Source organism: Streptomyces finlayi (assembly GCF_014216315.1).
In the GTDB taxonomy this organism is placed as follows: Bacteria; Actinomycetota; Actinomycetes; order Streptomycetales; family Streptomycetaceae; genus Streptomyces; species Streptomyces finlayi_A.
This window is the reverse complement of sequence record NZ_CP045702.1, coordinates 1,915,852-1,932,845: the sequence shown is the minus strand read 5'-3', so window position 1 is coordinate 1,932,845 and position 16,994 is coordinate 1,915,852. Positions and strand designations below refer to the sequence as shown.

The 16,994-nt window shown below is 70.3% G+C and carries 16 protein-coding genes and 1 pseudogene; 15 read left to right on the top strand and 2 right to left on the bottom strand.

Features of this window, described 5'->3' with window-relative positions:
- Nucleotides 1–16 precede the first annotated feature (16 nt).
- From F0344_RS08710 to F0344_RS08690, 5 genes are all read left to right on the top strand, one after another.
- Nucleotides 17–376, top strand: coding sequence for a YraN family protein (locus F0344_RS08710; protein ID WP_185298237.1), 360 nt, complete (start codon nt 17–19; stop codon nt 374–376).
- Nucleotides 376–2,001 carry a YifB family Mg chelatase-like AAA ATPase gene (locus tag F0344_RS08705; RefSeq protein WP_185298236.1) on the top strand — a complete coding sequence of 542 codons (1,626 nt, stop codon included), beginning with the start codon at nt 376–378 and terminating at the stop codon, nt 1,999–2,001. Before F0344_RS08710 ends, F0344_RS08705 begins: the two co-directional genes overlap by 1 nt.
- A gap of 74 nt (nt 2,002–2,075) precedes the next feature.
- Nucleotides 2,076–3,188: a DNA-processing protein DprA gene (gene dprA, locus F0344_RS08700; RefSeq protein WP_185302581.1), complete on the top strand. Its 1,113-nt coding sequence runs from the start codon at nt 2,076–2,078 to the stop codon at nt 3,186–3,188.
- 254 nt (nt 3,189–3,442) lie between these two features.
- Nucleotides 3,443–4,279, top strand: coding sequence for an RNA polymerase sigma factor WhiG (whiG, locus tag F0344_RS08695; RefSeq protein WP_185298235.1), 837 nt, complete (start codon nt 3,443–3,445; stop codon nt 4,277–4,279).
- A gap of 129 nt (nt 4,280–4,408) precedes the next feature.
- The gene (locus F0344_RS08690) at nt 4,409–4,966 is read left to right on the top strand and encodes a TetR/AcrR family transcriptional regulator (protein WP_185302580.1); all 558 of its coding nucleotides are present in this window, start codon (nt 4,409–4,411) and stop codon (nt 4,964–4,966) included.
- Nucleotides 4,967–5,099: 133 nt separating this feature from the next.
- On the opposite strand, the pseudogene F0344_RS08685 reads toward F0344_RS08690, so the two are convergent.
- Nucleotides 5,100–5,753: pseudogene (locus F0344_RS08685) on the bottom strand (peptidoglycan DD-metalloendopeptidase family protein); the annotation flags it as partial.
- A 200-nt stretch (nt 5,754–5,953) separates the two neighbouring features.
- Between F0344_RS08685 and rpsB the strand changes: the two are divergent.
- The 5 genes from rpsB (at nt 5,954) to F0344_RS08660 (ending at nt 10,536) form a co-directional block, all read left to right on the top strand.
- Nucleotides 5,954–6,907, top strand: a complete 954-nt coding sequence (rpsB, locus tag F0344_RS08680; RefSeq protein ID WP_185298234.1) for a 30S ribosomal protein S2 — start codon at nt 5,954–5,956, stop codon at nt 6,905–6,907.
- Nucleotides 6,908–7,006: 99 nt separating this feature from the next.
- Complete coding sequence (tsf, locus tag F0344_RS08675) at nt 7,007–7,843, top strand: translation elongation factor Ts (RefSeq protein ID WP_185298233.1); 837 nt, start codon at nt 7,007–7,009, stop codon at nt 7,841–7,843.
- A gap of 159 nt (nt 7,844–8,002) precedes the next feature.
- Nucleotides 8,003–8,779: a UMP kinase gene (gene pyrH, locus F0344_RS08670; protein ID WP_185298232.1), complete on the top strand. Its 777-nt coding sequence runs from the start codon at nt 8,003–8,005 to the stop codon at nt 8,777–8,779.
- Nucleotides 8,780–8,896: 117 nt separating this feature from the next.
- Nucleotides 8,897–9,454: a ribosome recycling factor gene (frr, locus tag F0344_RS08665; RefSeq protein WP_073726823.1), complete on the top strand. Its 558-nt coding sequence runs from the start codon at nt 8,897–8,899 to the stop codon at nt 9,452–9,454.
- The gene (locus tag F0344_RS08660) at nt 9,454–10,536 is read left to right on the top strand and encodes a phosphatidate cytidylyltransferase (protein WP_185298231.1); all 1,083 of its coding nucleotides are present in this window, start codon (nt 9,454–9,456) and stop codon (nt 10,534–10,536) included. Before frr ends, F0344_RS08660 begins: the two co-directional genes overlap by 1 nt.
- 135 nt (nt 10,537–10,671) lie before the next feature.
- On the opposite strand, the gene F0344_RS08655 is transcribed toward F0344_RS08660, so the two are convergent.
- Nucleotides 10,672–11,013: a DUF6233 domain-containing protein gene (locus F0344_RS08655; protein WP_185298230.1), complete on the bottom strand. Its 342-nt coding sequence runs from the start codon at nt 11,011–11,013 to the stop codon at nt 10,672–10,674.
- Nucleotides 11,014–11,230: 217 nt separating this feature from the next.
- Between F0344_RS08655 and rlmN the strand changes: the two genes are divergently transcribed.
- The 5 genes from rlmN to F0344_RS08630 all read left to right on the top strand — a co-directional run bounded on the left by rlmN (nt 11,231) and on the right by F0344_RS08630 (nt 16,952).
- Nucleotides 11,231–12,337: a 23S rRNA (adenine(2503)-C(2))-methyltransferase RlmN gene (gene rlmN / locus F0344_RS08650; RefSeq protein ID WP_185298229.1), complete on the top strand. Its 1,107-nt coding sequence runs from the start codon at nt 11,231–11,233 to the stop codon at nt 12,335–12,337.
- Nucleotides 12,338–12,583: 246 nt separating this feature from the next.
- Nucleotides 12,584–13,681 carry a thiamine ABC transporter substrate-binding protein gene (locus F0344_RS08645; protein WP_185298228.1) on the top strand — a complete coding sequence of 366 codons (1,098 nt, stop codon included), beginning with the start codon at nt 12,584–12,586 and terminating at the stop codon, nt 13,679–13,681.
- A 71-nt stretch (nt 13,682–13,752) separates the two neighbouring features.
- Nucleotides 13,753–15,366, top strand: a complete 1,614-nt coding sequence (locus F0344_RS08640) for an ABC transporter permease (RefSeq protein ID WP_185302579.1) — start codon at nt 13,753–13,755, stop codon at nt 15,364–15,366.
- Nucleotides 15,367–15,368: 2 nt separating this feature from the next.
- On the top strand, nt 15,369–16,409 hold the full coding sequence (locus tag F0344_RS08635; protein WP_185298227.1) for an ABC transporter ATP-binding protein: 1,041 nt from the start codon (nt 15,369–15,371) through the stop codon (nt 16,407–16,409).
- 93 nt (nt 16,410–16,502) lie between these two features.
- Entirely contained in the window at nt 16,503–16,952 is a 450-nt protein-coding gene (locus tag F0344_RS08630; RefSeq protein ID WP_185298226.1) for an SRPBCC family protein, read from the top strand.
- Nucleotides 16,953–16,994 lie beyond the last annotated feature (42 nt).

The window sequence follows — 16,994 nt, the reverse complement described above, 5'->3', positions numbered from 1 at the left end:
CCGGAGGTGGTGCCGAATGAACGCACGGGGGGCACTCGGGCGGTACGGCGAGGATCTGGCGGCGCGGCTGCTGACCGAAGCGGGCATGGCGGTACTGGCACGCAACTGGCGGTGCCGGGCCGGAGAGATCGACATCGTCGCAGGTGAGGGCGATGCGTTGGTGATCTGCGAGGTCAAGACCCGCAGGGCCGGAGCCTTCGAACATCCGATGGCGGCCGTCACACCGGTCAAGGCCGAGCGACTGCGAAGGCTCGCCGGGATCTGGCTCGACCAGCACGGCGGACCACCGTCCGGCGGGGTCCGGATCGATCTGGTCGGTGTGATCCTGCCCAGGCGCGGAGCGCCCGTCGCCGAGCACGTGCGGGGGGTGGCCTGATGGGGTTCGCCCGTGCGTGTTCGGTGGCGCTGGTCGGCGTCGAGGGTGTGGTGGTGGAGGTCCAGGCGGACCTGGAGCCGGGGGTGGCGGCGTTCACCCTGGTGGGACTGCCGGACAAGAGCCTGGTGGAGAGCCGGGACCGGGTCAGGGCGGCCGTGGTCAACTCCGGTGCCGAATGGCCGCAGAAGAAACTCACGGTGGGCCTCTCCCCGGCATCGGTACCGAAGAGTGGCAGTGGTTTCGATCTCGCCGTGGCGTGTGCCGTGCTCGGTGCGGCGGAACGCATCGACCCGGCGGCCATCGCCGATGTGGTGATGATCGGCGAACTGGGCCTGGACGGCCGGGTGCGTCCCGTGCGCGGGGTGCTGCCCGCGGTGCTCGCCGCTGCGGAGGCGGGGTACCGGCATGTGGTCGTCCCCGAACAGACCGCCGGGGAGGCGGCTCTCGTACCGGGCGTCTCGGTCCTGGGCGTACGGAGCCTGCGGCAGTTGATCGCCGTGCTCGCGGACGAGCCGGTCCCCGAGGAACCGCCGGCTGCCCAGGGCCGCCCCGACAGCATGCTGGCCGGACTGATGATGCCGGGGGCGGGTGTGGGGACGGGGCTCGCCCCGTTCGCGGTGCAGGGCAGCGACGGCCACCGGCCCGACCTCGCGGACGTCGCCGGTCAGCACCGGCCGCGCAAGGCTCTGGAGGTGGCGGCGGCAGGGGGCCACCATCTGTTCCTCTCGGGTCCGCCGGGCGCCGGCAAGACGATGCTGGCGGAGCGGCTCTCGGCGATCCTGCCGCCCCTGACCCGTCAGGAATCCCTGGAGGTGACGGCGGTCCATTCGGTGGCGGGAATCCTCCCGCCGGGCGAACCCCTGGTGACCAGGGCGCCGTACTGCGCTCCACATCACTCGGCGACGATGCAGTCCCTGGTGGGCGGAGGGAACGGCCTTCCAAGGCCCGGAGCGGTCTCGCTGGCCCACAGAGGTGTGCTCTTTCTGGACGAGGCACCTGAGTTCTCCGGACGCGCGCTCGACGCGCTGCGGCAACCGCTGGAGTCCGGACACGTGGTGGTCGCCCGCGCGGCGGGGGTGGTGCGGCTGCCCGCGCGATTCCTGATGGTGCTGGCCGCCAATCCCTGTCCCTGCGGCCGGCACACCCTCAGCGGAGCCGGCTGCGAATGCCCGCCCGCCATGATCCGCCGCTACCAGTCGAGGCTTTCCGGGCCGCTGCTGGACCGGGTCGATCTACGGGTCGAGGTGGAACCCGTCAGCCGGGCGGACCTCATGGGGCGCGGCGGGCGAGGCGAGACGACGGCCGAGGTGGCCGCCCGGGTGCGGGAGGCGAGGGAGCGGGCGGCCGACCGGCTGGCCGGAACCCCCTGGAACACCAACAGCGAAGTGCCGGGCCACGAGCTGCGGACCCGTCTCCTCGCGGCCCCCGGCGCGCTGCATGCCGCCGAACGCGACATGGAACGGGGAATCCTGACGGCCCGGGGGCTGGACCGCGTGCTGAGAGTGGCGTGGACCGTCGCGGACCTCCGCGCCGCCGACCGTCCCGACGCCTCGGACATCGCGGTGGCACTGGAGTTGCGGACGGGCATCCACCGAGGGGTGCCGATGGAAGCCGGGGCATCGTGAGCCGGCTGAGGAACGAGGGGGAGGACACCGCGTGCGATGAACGGGCACGGCTCGCGCGGGTCGCGCTGACGCGGATCACCGAACCGGGCGACGAGCGTACGGGCCGCTGGCTCCGGGAGACGGGTCCGGTCGAACTGGTCCGGCGTCTCAGCACCGCCGACGGCTCGGCGGAGCAGTTGCCGGGGATGACGGCGGTGCGACTGGGCGGCTACCGCTTACGGGCCGCGGCCACCGAACCGGAGCGGGATCTGGCGGCAGTGGCCGCGGCCGGCGGGCGGTTCGTCTGTCCAGGCGACCGGGAGTGGCCGACCCAGCTCGACGACCTGGGCGACGCCAGACCGGTCGGTCTGTGGGTGCGGGGGCGTTCGGACCTGCGCCTGTGGGCGTTGCGCTCCGTCGCGGTTGTGGGCGCCAGGGCCTGCACACCGTACGGGGCGCATATGGCCGCCGATCTCGGCTCGGGGCTCGCGGAGCGCGGCTGGGTGGTGGTCTCCGGAGCGGCGTTCGGTGTGGACGGGGCGGCCCATCGCGGTGCCCTCGCCGTGGGCGGCGCGACGATGGCCGTGCTCGCCTGCGGGGTGGACGTCACCTACCCCCGGGGTCACGCCGAGTTGATCGGACGCATGGCCGAACAGGGCCTGATCCTGAGTGAGTTGGCGCCGGGTGACCATCCGACGCGCAGCAGGTTCGTGATGCGCAACCGGGTGATCGCTGCTCTGACCAGGGGGACGGTGGTGGTCGAGGCCGAATACCGCAGCGGTTCGCTGGTCACCGCCCGCAGCGCGCAGCGGCTCGGCCGGTTCACGATAGGGGTGCCCGGTCCCGCCACCAGTGGCCTGTCGGCCGGAGTCCATGAACTGCTGCGCGGGGAGGCGGTGTTGGTGACCGACGCCTCCGAAGTGGCCGAACTGGTAGGCGACATCGGCGATCTCGCGCCCGCCAGAAGAGGGCCCGTACTCCCCAGGGACCTGCTCGACGCCGTGACCGCACGGGTCCTGGAGGCGTTGCCGTACCGGGGCGCCGTCGACGGCCGGGAGGTGGCGCGCACCGCGGGTGTCACCGCCGACGAGGCGCTCGGCCGACTGTACGAACTGCACTCACTGGGGTTCGTCGAACGGGAAGGCGACGGATGGCGATTGACGCGGAGGGCGACATGCGACGGGGACGTGCGGCGAGGCGGTACTTGACCTGGAGCATTCGGGTGAAAAGGTGAAGCCGATGACCTCGGCGGCTCGCTCGGTGATGCCTCCGGGGCCGGCGCACGCGGCGTCTGCCCCGGATCGCGGTCATGACCGGCGGCGCGCGTGATGGGGCAGAATCGCCCGGTGCGGGTCCCCGGTCCTGCGCACACCGCTACCCCTTCGTCACGCTACGCTCACAAGGATTCCACACCAGACAGAAGTTCCCCAGCGCTTCACAGCAGAACGGCTCAAGGCACCACATGCCCCAGCACACCTCCGGGTCTGACCGCGCGGCAGTACCACCGGCCGCGTGTGGCACTGTGCGTCCAACTGCCACCTCCCCCCTCGACGAGTTGTGGCGTTCCTACAAGTCCACGGGCGACGGGAGGCTGCGGGAGCAGCTGATCCTGCACTACTCGCCCCTGGTGAAGTACGTCGCGGGCCGTGTGAGCGTGGGGCTGCCGTCCAACGTGGAGCAGGCCGACTTCGTCTCCTCCGGGGTCTTCGGACTCATCGACGCCATCGAGAAGTTCGACATCGAGCGGGCCATCAAGTTCGAGACGTATGCGATCACCCGGATCCGTGGCGCGATGATCGACGAGCTCAGGGCACTGGACTGGATCCCCCGCTCCGTGCGGCAGAAGGCGCGCAACGTGGAACGCGCCTACGCCACGCTGGAGGCGCAGCTGCGGCGCACCCCCTCGGAGGCGGAGGTCGCCGCGGAAATGGGCATCGCCCTGGAGGAACTGCACGCTGTTTTCAGCCAGTTGTCACTGGCGAACGTGGTGGCGCTGGAAGAGCTCCTGCATGTCGGCGGCGAGGGCGGCGACCGGCTGAGCCTGATGGACACGCTGGAGGACACCGCTGCCGACAATCCGGTGGAGGTCGCCGAGGGCCGTGAGCTCAGACGGTTGCTCGCCCGGGCCATCAATACGCTCCCGGAGCGGGAGAAGACGGTCGTCACCCTCTATTACTACGAAGGTCTGACCCTCGCCGAGATCGGCAATGTCCTCGGGGTCACCGAGAGCCGGGTCAGTCAGATCCACACCAAGTCCGTGCTGCAGCTCCGGGCGAAACTGGCCGACGCGGGACGTTGAGCGGTCCCTGGACCGTGTCCCTCCGGCGCCTGGCCGGGCCGGCTTCGGCCAGCCGAACCGAGGCACGCACCGTCTCCCGAACCCCTGCCGCCGTAGAGTGGACGCGTGCCCAGGATTCGAGCGGCCTCTGTGGCCGAGCACCGGACCATGCAGCGCGGCGCCCTCCTGGACGCCGCACGCTCTTTGCTGTCCGAGGGTGGTACGGAGGCATTGACCTTCCCCGCTCTCGCCGAGCGCACAGGGCTCGCACGGTCCTCCGTCTATGAGTACTTCCGCTCCCGCGCCGCCGTCGTCGAGGAACTCTGCGCCGTCGACTTCCCCGTCTGGGCCGCCGAGGTCGAGAACGCGATGGCGCGTGCCGGGACTCCGGAGGAGAAGATCGAGGCGTACGTCCGCCGACAGCTCGACCTCGTAGGGGACAGGCGCCACCGGGCGGTCGTGGCGATCTCCGCGAGCGAGCTGGACGCCGGCGCACGCGAGAAGATCCGGGCCGCGCACGGCGGGCTGATCGCCATGATCGTCGAAGCGCTGAGCGATCTCGGACATGCCCAGCCGAGGCTCGCCGCGATGCTGTTGCAGGGATCGGTGGACGCCGCGGTGCGCCGTATCGAGCTGGGTGCGGCCGAGGAACCGGGGGTGGTCGCCGACACGGCCGTCGCGATGATCCTGCGCGGTGTGAGGGGCTGACGGCCGCCACGGCCGCGGCCACCGCGAGCATTCCCGCGTGGACGGCATGTCCCAGGAGCCCGCGCTCGCCGTATCCCGCCTCACGGACCCCGGCCGCAGGCGCGGATCCGGCCCCGGCCGGCAGATGTGACGGCGGTTCCGGTACGCCGAACACCGGCAGCAGCCGGGACGGGCCGCGCCTCAGCAGCGCGGGCGGCAGCAGTGTCAGCGGATCCAGATATGTTCCGCCGCGCCGCAGCCCCCAGTGCAGACAGGCTCCGGGGCAGTGGAACGGTCCCCGCTCCAGAACCGCCACGGGCTGACCCGCGACGACCTCCGCGCCCTTGGTGACGAGCGGGCGTACCGGCTCGTACGTGGTGCGCAGCGGTGGCTGACCGCTCCCGGCCACCTCGATGGCGAGCACTCCCCGGCCGGCCACCGGCCCGGCGAACGACACCCGCCCCGGGGCCGCCGCCAGCACCTGGATGCCCTGTTCCGCTGCGAGGTCGACGCCGCGGTGCCCCGGCCCGTACGGCCCGGCGGGCGGCTCCCAGCCGCGGACCACCGCGGGCCGGTCCGCCAGCGGCCACGAGCGGTCTTCGCCCGGTGCGGGCCGCCCGGAGGCGTGGGCTCCGGCGCATGCGGCCAGTACCGCGAGCAGGGCCGCGGACGCGGCGAACAGGACGGCGGCCGGGGAGCGGGGCAAGGGTGGTGCAGGGGTGCGGCGCATGACCGCCACGCTGCCCGGCCGGGCCGATGCGCGGGGATCTTGGAGCCGATCTGTGGACGACGGACCGGTTGTGGACATCGCCGTCACCCGGCACCCGACGGGTCCCGTACACTTCCTTTGGCGATCCGGGTGACCGGGTCGACTTCGCACGCCCCGCCACCACCCTCTCTGCGGACGGTGGCCGCGCTCCTCGGTCCCTTGTGGCACGGCGCGTCGGGGCGTCAGGCGTGATCGCAATCCTGCGGTCGCGATAACCGAGTACCTCAAGGAGTACGGCCATGGCCGTCGTCACGATGCGGGAGCTGCTGGAAAGCGGCGTCCACTTCGGTCACCAGACCCGTCGTTGGAACCCGAAGATGAAGCGCTTCATCTTCACGGAGCGCAACGGCATCTACATCATCGACCTGCTCCAGTCGCTGTCGTACATCGACCGCGCCTACGAGTTCGTCAAGGAGACCGTCGCTCACGGCGGCTCCATCATGTTCGTCGGCACCAAGAAGCAGGCGCAGGAAGCGATCGCCGAGCAGGCGACGCGCGTGGGCATGCCCTACGTCAACCAGCGCTGGCTCGGCGGCATGCTGACCAACTTCTCCACCGTCTACAAGCGCCTCCAGCGCCTGAAGGAACTGGAGCTCATCGACTTCGAGGACGTGGCCGCGTCGGGCCTCACCAAGAAGGAGCTCCTGGTTCTCTCGCGCGAGAAGATCAAGCTGGAGAAGACTCTCGGCGGTATCCGCGAGATGTCGAAGGTCCCCAGCGCCGTCTGGATCGTCGACACCAAGAAGGAGCACATCGCCGTCGGTGAGGCGCGCAAGCTCCACATCCCGGTCGTCGCGATCCTCGACACCAACTGCGACCCCGACGAGGTCGACTACAAGATTCCGGGCAACGACGACGCGATCCGCTCCGTCACCCTGCTCACCCGCGTGATCGCCGACGCCGTCGCCGAGGGCCTCATCGCCCGTTCCGGTGCCGCCACCGGTGACTCGAAGCCGGGCGCGAAGGCCGCCGGCGAGCCGCTCGCCGAGTGGGAGCGCGACCTGCTCGAGGGCGACAAGAAGCCCGACGCCGAGGTTCAGACCTCCGCCGAGACCGAGAAGGTCGCGGACGCCGAGGCTGCTGAGATCCCCGCCGCCGAGGCTGCTGCCGAGACCCCCGAGGTCGAGACCCCCGCTGCCGAGGCTCCGGCCGCGGACGCCGAGGCTCCGGCCGCGGACGCTGAGCAGGCCTGACACCCGTTACGGCTGAAGACGGCGGGGGCCGGTGCCACAAGCACCGCCCCCGCCGTTCACCCGTAGATCTTTCAGACTTCGAGAGAGACATAAAGACTCATGGCGAACTACACCGCCGCTGACGTCAAGAAGCTCCGTGAGCTCACCGGCGCCGGCATGATGGACTGCAAGAAGGCCCTCGACGAGGCCGACGGCAGCGTCGACAAGGCCGTCGAGGCCCTCCGTATCAAGGGTCAGAAGGGCGTCGCCAAGCGCGAAGGCCGTTCTGCCGAGAACGGCGCCGTCGTCTCCCTCATCTCCGAGGACAAGACCTCCGGCGTTCTGCTCGAGCTGAAGTGCGAGACGGACTTCGTCGCCAAGGGCGAGAAGTTCCAGGCCGTCGCCAACGCGCTGGCCGCGCACGTCGCCGCCACCTCCCCGGCCGACATCGCGACGCTGCTCGCGTCCGAGATCGAGCCCGGCAAGACCGTCCAGGCGTACGTGGACGAGGCCAACGCCAACCTGGGTGAGAAGATCGTCCTGGACCGCTTCGCGCAGTTCACCGGCGGTTACGTGGCTGCGTACATGCACCGCACCATGCCCGACCTCCCGCCGCAGGTCGGCGTGCTCGTCGAGCTGGACAAGGAAGACGCCGAGGTCGCCAAGGACGTCGCGCAGCACATCACTGCCTTCGCTCCGAAGTACCTCACCCGCGACGAGGTCCCGGCCGAGACGGTCGAGAACGAGCGTCGGGTCGCCGAGGCCACCTCTCGCGAGGAGGGCAAGCCCGAGGCCGCCCTTCCGAAGATCGTCGAGGGTCGCGTCAACGGCTTCTTCAAGGACGTCGTCGTCCTGGACCAGGCGTTCGCCAAGGACCCGAAGAAGTCCGTCCAGAAGGTCCTGGACGAGGCCGGTGTCAGCCTGAAGCGCTTCTCGCGCATCAAGGTCGGCATCTGAGTCCGTCCGCGAACAACGGTGGACCCCGATAGGGTCTAGTGCAGTCGACGGCCGCACTCATGCCGTACGACCGCAGATCTGACGAGGAGGCCATTGCCGCTGAGGGACACCAGACCCACCGGCAATGGCCTTCTTCGTATGTGCACGAGGAGAATTTCCATGGACAAGGGCGCGGACGCCACACAGGCCGACCACAAGCGCGACGAGGGCACGATTTCCGGACGCTTCATGCTGAAGCTTTCGGGGGAGGCGTTCGCCGGCGGCGGGGGCCTCGGTGTCGACCCCGATGTCGTGCACACCATCGCCCGCGAAATCGCCGCGGTCGTACGGGACGGCGCGGAGATCGCGGTCGTGATCGGCGGCGGGAACTTCTTCCGCGGTGCCGAACTCCAGCAGCGCGGCATGGACCGGGCCCGGTCCGACTACATGGGCATGCTCGGCACGGTCATGAACTGCCTTGCTCTCCAGGACTTCCTGGAGAAGGAGGGCATCGACTCGCGCGTCCAGACCGCCATCACCATGGGCCAGGTCGCGGAGCCGTACATCCCGCTGCGTGCCGTGCGGCACCTGGAGAAGGGGCGCGTCGTGATCTTCGGCGCAGGCATGGGCATGCCGTACTTCTCCACCGACACCACCGCCGCCCAGCGAGCCCTGGAGATCGACGCCAAGGCCCTGCTGATGGGGAAGAACGGGGTGGACGGGGTCTACGACGCCGACCCGAAGACCAACCCCGGCGCGGTGAAGTTCGACGCCCTGGAGTACAGCGAGGTGCTCGCCCGCGACCTCAAGGTCGCCGACGCCACCGCCATCACGCTCTGCCGTGACAACCAGCTGCCGATCCTCGTCTTCGAGCTGACCGCCGAGGGCAATATCGCCCGCGCGGTCAAGGGTGAGAAGATCGGCACGCTCGTGAGTGACGAGAGCACCAGGGCCTGACGGCCCCAAGGATGGACAAAGCCTGCCGGTCGGACACCGTGCAGGTGAGGACGCGACGCAGGATGATCCGCAGGGTCCGACGATGCCGGGCCCACTCAAGACACGCAGGAGCACGTGGTGATCGAAGAAATCCTCCTCGAGGCCGAGGAGAAGATGGAGAAGGCCGTTGTCGTCGCGAAAGAGGACTTCGCCGCGATCCGCACCGGCCGTGCGCACCCGGCGATGTTCAACAAGATCGTCGCGGACTACTACGGCGCGCTGACCCCGATCAACCAGCTGGCCTCGTTCTCGGTTCCCGAACCGCGGATGGCCGTGGTGACTCCGTTCGACAAGACCGCACTGCGCAACATCGAGCAGGCGATCCGCGACTCCGACCTCGGCGTCAACCCGAGCAACGACGGCAACATCATCCGTGTGACGTTCCCGGAGCTCACGCAGGACCGTCGCAAGGAGTACATCAAGGTCGCCAAGACCAAGGCCGAGGACTCCAAGATCTCGATCCGCTCCATCCGCCGCAAGGCGAAGGAGACGCTCGACAAGCTCGTCAAGGACAAGGAGTCCGGCGAGGACGAGGTGCGTCGAGCGGAGAAGGAGCTCGACGACACCACCGCGAAGTACGTCGCTCAGGTGGACGAGCTGCTCAAGCACAAGGAAGCCGAGCTGCTCGAAGTCTGATGAACGACTCTTCCTGGGGTGCCCGGCAGGGAGCCGGTTACCGGGGCGCGCCCCATATGGGAGCCGCCCCGGCGGGTCCTGCATACGATGTGCATGACGCCCAGCAGACTCGGCCCATGCCCATAGTGCCGGACCTTCCCGACGCAGGTAGAGACGCTGACAACCGCGACGACCGGGACAGGGAGGCCGCGCGCGCGAGCGGTCCCCTGTTCCGTGACGAGATGCCGCAGGAGCCCATGTCCACCCCGACGCAGCCCCCGCCGAAGAAGCGCGCCGGGCGTGATCTCCGTGCCGCCATAGGGGTGGGTGTCGGGCTCGGTGCCGTCATCTTCGCCTCGCTCTTCGTCGTGAAGGCCGCCTTCATCGGCGTGATCGTCGCCGCCGTCGTGGTCGGTCTGTGGGAACTGACCTCCCGCCTCGAGGAGCGCAAGGGCATCAAGGCGCCCCTCGTACCGCTGGCGGTGGGCGGGGCGGCCATGGTGATCGCCGGATATGTGCGGGGAGCGGAGGGCGCCTGGGTCGCCATGGCGCTCACCGCGCTCGCCGTGCTGGTCTGGCGGATGACCGAACCGCCCGAGGGCTACCTCAAGGACGTCACGGCCGGCGTGTTCGCCGCCTTCTACGTGCCGTTCCTGGCCACCTTCGTCGCGATGCTGCTCACCGCCGACGACGGACCGCAGCGTGTCCTGACGTTTCTGCTGCTGACCGTGGTCAGCGACACGGGGGCGTACGCGGTCGGCTGGCGCTTCGGCAAGCACAAGCTCGCGCCCCGCATCAGCCCCGGCAAGACCCGCGAGGGCCTGCTCGGTGCGGTGGCGTTCGCCATGGTCGCCGGTGCGCTGTGCATGGAGTTCCTGATCGACGGCGGAGCCTGGTGGCAGGGTCTGCTGCTGGGCCTCGCGGTCGCCGCCAGTGCCACCCTCGGTGACCTGGGCGAATCCATGATCAAGCGCGATCTCGGCATCAAGGACATGGGCACGCTGCTGCCCGGCCACGGCGGCATCATGGACCGGCTGGACTCTCTGCTGCCGACCGCTCCGGTGGTCTGGCTCCTGCTGGTGATCTTCGTCGGACCGGGCTGACGCGCGGCGTCGGCACACCGTTCCTCCTCGCAGGTGGTGAGGGCCCGCCGTCCATCGGGACGGCGGGCCCTCACTCGTCTCACGCGACGCGCGGCATCGTGCGGCGCCGCTGTCCGGGCTTCGGCGGACCCCGGCTCAGAGCACGCCGAGGTCTCTGTCCGGCCGGCAGTACGGGCACGCCGTGATGCCGTCCTCCGTGAGGGCGCGCAGGGCCTGCGCGCGGGTCATCGGCCGCGTCTGCTTTCCGCTCATGCCGCAGTCGTCCGTGTGGACGGCGTCGGCATGAGCCCCGTCGGCCGCGCGCAGCATGGACAGCTTCCAGCCGGGCGCCGGGGGCGGCAGGACGCGCGCGGCGCGGGCGGCCGCGGCCTCGTGTTCTTCCAGTTCGGCGATCGTCCGCTCGGTTCGGCCGAGCTGGTACGCCTGCCACTCGCGCACGATGCGCAGACGATCCAGGCGGCTGAGGTTTTCGGACACGTATTCGATTCTAGGTCTCGGTGGGGCGATCTGCGTACTGCTCCTCTCCGGTGCGATCGGTCACCCTCGTGCCCGCCGCCGGGGCCGCCTGTGGGCCGTCACAGGGCCGCTGACGTCGACGGACACCGACCGGCGTCGACCGGTCGCGGTCGGGCCCGGCCCTCCGAGCCGACGACGACCTCGACTACGACGGTGTGTCTGCGACACTGGGTGAACCATGCCTAAGCCCGGAGAACTCACTTTTGTCGCGCCCCGCGGAGCCAAGAAGCCGCCGCGGCATCTCGCCGACCTCACGCCCGACGAGCGCAAGGAAGCAGTCGCCGCGATCGGCGAGAAGCCGTTCCGCGCCAAGCAGCTGTCGCAGCACTACTTCGCGCGGTACGCGCACGACCCGTCGGAGTGGAGCAACATTCCGGCCGCGTCGCGGGCGGGTCTCGCCGAGGCGCTGTTCCCTGATCTGATGTCCGTGGTCCGGCACATCAGCTGCGACGACGACACCACCCGCAAGACCCTGTGGAAGCTGCATGACGGGACGCTCGTCGAGTCCGTCCTCATGCGCTACCCGGAGCGGGTGACCATGTGCATCTCCTCGCAGGCCGGGTGCGGGATGAACTGCCCGTTCTGTGCCACGGGGCAGGCCGGGCTCGACCGCAATCTGTCGACCGCCGAGATCGTGCACCAGATCGTGGACGGGATGCGGGCGCTGCGTGACGGCGACGTTCCGGGCGGGCCCGCCCGGCTCTCCAACATCGTCTTCATGGGCATGGGTGAGCCCCTCGCCAACTACAACCGCGTCGTCGGTGCCATCCGCCGGCTGACCGATCCCGAGCCCGACGGGCTGGGTCTCTCGCAGCGCGGGATCACCGTCTCCACCGTGGGCCTGGTGCCCGCGATGCTGCGCTTCGCCGACGAGGGCTTCAAGTGCCGTCTCGCGGTCTCGCTGCACGCCCCCGACGACGAGCTGCGGGACACACTCGTCCCCGTGAACACGCGCTGGAACGTACGGGAGGTGCTGGACGCCGCCTGGGAGTACGAGGCGAAGTCGGGCCGCCGTATCTCCATCGAGTACGCGCTGATCCGCGACATCAACGACCAGGCCTGGCGGGGCGACCGGCTCGGCCGGCTGCTCAAGGGCAAGCGGGTGCACGTCAACCTGATCCCGCTGAACCCGACGCCGGGCTCCAAGTGGACCGCCTCGCGGCCCGAGGACGAGAAGGCGTTCGTCGACGCCATCGCGGCCCACGGCGTGCCGGTGACGGTCCGGGACACCCGCGGCCAGGAGATCGACGGGGCCTGCGGACAGCTGGCGGCCTCCGAGCGCTGAGGTGGAAGGGGCCCGGTGTAGCCTGGGCGCCAGATCCAACTTCATATTCCGACAGGGGAGCGCCACAGCGCTGAGAGTGCGGCACCAAGGACAGGTCGGCCGCAGACCCTCTGAACCTCGCCCGGGTCATTCCGGGTAGGAAGTTCGGACCATACTCAAGCTGTTGCGCCCTGCCCGCTTTCCGATGATTCAACCGGGAGGCGGGCAGGGCCGCGTCTCTTCCTGGTCACGTCCAGGAGGAATCACATGAGCACCACCAGGAAGATCACCGTGACCGCGGTCGCCGCCGCGCTCGGTGTCACGGCTCTCGCCGGCTGTGGCAGTTCCGACGACAAGGCGTCCGAGGGAACGAAGGGCTCCGGCTCCAAGACCGTCACGCTGGTCAGTCATGACTCCTTCAACGCCTCGAAGGACGTCCTGAAGGCGTTCACCAAGGAGACCGGCTACACCGTCAAGGTGCTGAAGAGCGGCGACGCCGGTGCCGCGCTCAACCAGGAGATCCTGACCAAGGGCTCCCCGCGCGGTGACGTGTTCTTCGGTGTCGACAACACGCTGCTCTCCCGCGCCCTCGACAACGGCCTGTTCACGCCGTACGAGGCGAAGGGGCTCGGCCGGGTCGCGGACGACGTACAGCTCGACGCGGACGAGCACCGGGTCACGCCCGTCGACACCGGTGACATCTGCGTCAACTACGACAAGAAGTACTTCGCCGACAAGAAGCTCGCGCCGCCGAAGTCCTTCGACGACCTGCTGAAGCCCGCGTACAAGAACCTTCTGGTCACCGAGAACGCCGCCACCTCCTCGCCCGGTCTGGGATTCCTCCTCGGCACCGTCGCCGCGAAGGGCGAGGACGGCTACGAGGACTACTGGAAGAAGCTGAAGGACAACGGCGTCAAGGTCGTGGACGGCTGGGAGCAGGCGTACAACGACGAGTTCTCCGGCTCCGCGGGCGGCAGGAAGGCCAACGCCGACCGGCCGCTCGTGGTCTCCTACGCCTCCAGCCCGCCCGTCGAGGTGCTCTACGCCGAGCCGCAGCCGGCCGAGGCCCCGACCGGTGTCGCCACCGGAACCTGCTTCCGCCAGATCGAGTTCGCGGGGCTGCTGGACGGGGCGAAGAACGAGGCGGGCGGCAAGGCCCTGCTGGACTTCCTGATCGGCCAGAAGTTCCAGGAGGACATGCCGCTGAACATGTTCGTGAACCCGGTCGTCAGCGACGCGAAGCTGCCCGAACTCTTCACGGAGTTCGGTGCGCGGATCGACGAGCCGGCGACCGTGGCCCCGGAGAAGATCGCCGAGAACCGTGAGCAGTGGGTCCGGTCATGGTCCGCGATCGTGGTGAAGTAGCCGGCCGCTCCGTGCGCGACGGACGGGGACTCAAGGGGCAGGCACGCGGGAACGCGGTGCGGCTCGGCCTGATGGCCGTGCCCGTCGCGTTCTTCGCGCTGTTCTTCGCCTACCCCGTCGCCGCGATCGTCGGCCGCGGGCTGAAGGACGCCGGCCGCTGGCAGTTCGGCCGGATCGGTGAGGTGCTGGGCCGGCCGGAGATCCTCGACGTCCTGTGGTTCACCACCTGGCAGGCCCTCGCCTCCACCGGGCTCACCCTGGTCCTCGCGCTGCCCGGCGCCTATGTCTTCGCCCGCTTCGACTTCCCCGGCAAGCAACTGCTGCGGGCCGTCGTCACGGTGCCGTTCGTGCTGCCGACGGTGGTCGTCGGGACGGCGTTCCTGGCTCTCCTCGGCCGCGGCGGCTTCCTCGACGAGCTGTGGGGGGTGCGGCTGGACACCACCGTGTGGGCGATTCTGCTCGCCCATGTCTTCTTCAACTACGCCGTGGTCGTCCGCACCGTCGGCGGCCTGTGGTCGCAGCTCGACCCCCGGCAGGAGGAGGCCGCCAGGGTTCTCGGGGCAGGGCGGTTCGCGGCCTGGCGGCGGGTCACCCTGCCCGCGCTGGCGCCCGCCGTGGCCGCGGCGGCGCTGATGGTCTTCCTCTTCACGTTCACCTCCTTCGGCGTCGTACAGATCCTCGGCGGCCCGGCGTACTCCACGCTCGAAGTGGAGATCTACCGGCAGACCGCCCAGCTCCTCGATCTGCCGACGGCCGCCGTGCTGACCCTCGTCCAGTTCGCCGCGGTCGGCGCGATCCTCGCCGTGCACGCCTGGACCGTGCGGCGGCGTGAGACAGCGCTGAAGCTCGTCGATCCGGAACAGACCGCCCGCAGGCCGCGCGGCGCCGGGCAGTGGGCACTGCTCGGCGGGGTGCTGCTGACGGTCCTGCTGCTGATACTGCTGCCGCTCGGTGTGCTGGTGGAGCGCTCCTTCGACGGTTCGGGCGGCTACGGGTTCGAGTTCTACCGCGCCCTGCAGTCCGCCGACGCGAGCGGTTCCACCTTCCTCGTCCCGCCGCTCGAAGCGGTGTGGAACTCGCTGCGGTACGCGCTCGTCGCGACGCTCATCGCGCTCTTCGTCGGCGGGCTCGCCGCGGCGGCGCTCACCAGGCGGGCCGGGCGGCTGGTCCGCGGCTTCGACGCACTGCTGATGCTGCCGCTCGGGGTGTCCGCGGTGACCGTCGGCTTCGGCTTCCTGATCACGCTGGACGAGCCGCCGCTCGATCTGCGGACCTCCTGGATCCTGGTGCCGCTCGCGCAGGCGCTGGTGGGTGTCCCTTTCGTCGTACGGACCATGCTGCCGGTCCTGCGTGCGGTGGACGGGCGGCTCCGGGAGGCGGCGGCGGCCCTCGGGGCCTCGCCCCTGCGTGCCTGGCGCGAGGTCGATCTGCCGCTCGTGCGCCGGGCGCTGCTGGTGGCCGCGGGCTTCGCGTTCGCCGTGTCGCTCGGCGAGTTCGGGGCGACGGTGTTCATCGCGCGTCCCGACAATCCGACACTGCCGGTGGCGGTGGCCCGGCTGCTGGGGCGGTCCGGGGAGCTCAACTACGGGCAGGCGATGGCGCTCAGCACGATTCTGATGCTCGTCTGCGCGGTGTCTCTGCTTCTGCTGGAACGCATCCGCACCGACCGATCCGGGGAGTTCTGACGATGCTGACACTGGAATCGGCCACGGTCCGCTTCGGGCGGCGGATGGCGCTGGACGCGGTGGACCTGGAGGTCGCCGACCACGAGATCGTCTGTGTGCTGGGGCCGAGCGGCAGCGGGAAGTCGACGCTGCTGCGGGTGGTCGCCGGGCTGCAGCCGATGGACGGCGGCCGGGTGCTGCTGGGCGGCGCCGACCAGGCGGGGGTGCCGGTGCACCGGCGGGGCCTGGGCCTGATGTTCCAGGACCACCAGCTGTTCCCGCACCGCGATGTCGGCGCCAACGTCGCCTTCGGACTGCGGATGCACGCTGCCGGGCGGGCGGAGCGGGAACGCGGAGTCGCGGATCTGCTGGAGCTGGTCGGGCTGCCGGGCGCCGAGCGGCGGGCCGTCGCCGCACTGTCGGGCGGCGAGCAGCAGCGCGTGGCCCTGGCCCGTGCGCTCGCCCCCAGCCCGAAGCTGCTGATGCTGGACGAGCCCCTCGGGCAGTTGGACCGGAGCCTGCGCGAACGCCTTGTCGTCGAACTCCGTACGCTCTTCGGCCGCCTGGGCACCACGGTGCTGGCGGTCACGCACGACCAGGGAGAGGCGTTCGCGCTCGCGGACCGGGTGGTGGTGATGCGCGACGGGCGGATCGCCCAGACGGGGACCCCGCTGGAGGTGTGGCAGCGGCCGGCTTCCGCCTTCGTCGCCCGGTTCCTCGGTTTCGACAACGTCGTGGACGCCGAGGTCACGGGCACGGCCGCGGACACCGTCTGGGGCAAGCTGGCGGTGGCCGGGAGGGAATGGCAGGGGGCGTGCGAGCTGCTGGTGCGGCCGGCCGGGGTACGGATCGGCGCCCCCGAGGACGGCCTGCGGTGCACGGTGGGGGCGCGTACGTTCCGGGGGCACCACGTCTCCGTCCTGCTGCACCCGGAGAGCGGGCCCGTGCTGGAGGCCGAGTGTGCGCTGCGGGACACCCCGGACGAGGGCGCCGCGGTCGGCGTGACCTTCGATGTGGCCGAGACGGTGGTCCTGGCGCCGGCCGGGGGCGGCTCGGGGACGTGACCGGGGCCTGACCGGCTGGCGGCCCGCCTCGCGGCCTGTTCCCCTGGAACCGTCAGCTCCGCCCGGCCGAAGGCCCAGGAAAGGACCAGGACCATGAACGGGTCAGTACGCGAGGGAATCGACCTCACCCGCGTCTTCGACGCTCCACGGGAGCGGGTGTTCGAGGCGTGGACGACCCCGGAACGCTTCGCCGCCTGGTACGGGGGCCACGCCGACGTACCGCTGGACCGGGTGTCGATGGATGTCAGGCCGGGCGGCGAGTGGAGCCTGGTCCTGGTCGTGCCGGGCGCCGAGATGCCCTTCCACGGGGTCTACCGCGAGGTGGTCGAGCCCGATCGGCTGGTTTTCACGCTGAAGGACGACAGCGCCGCCGAAGAGGCGGAGGGGGAGATCGTCACCGCCACGTTCACCGGTCGCGGGCGCACCACCGAGATGACGTTCCGGCAGCGCGGCGGCAACCTCACGGCCGAGCAGTACGCGGCGGCGGAGGACGGCTGGGAGGCGTTCTTCGACAGCCTCGCCACGGTCCTGGCGAAGGCCTGATCCTCGCGACGCGTGATCTTCGCGAACGCCTGATGCCCCGCG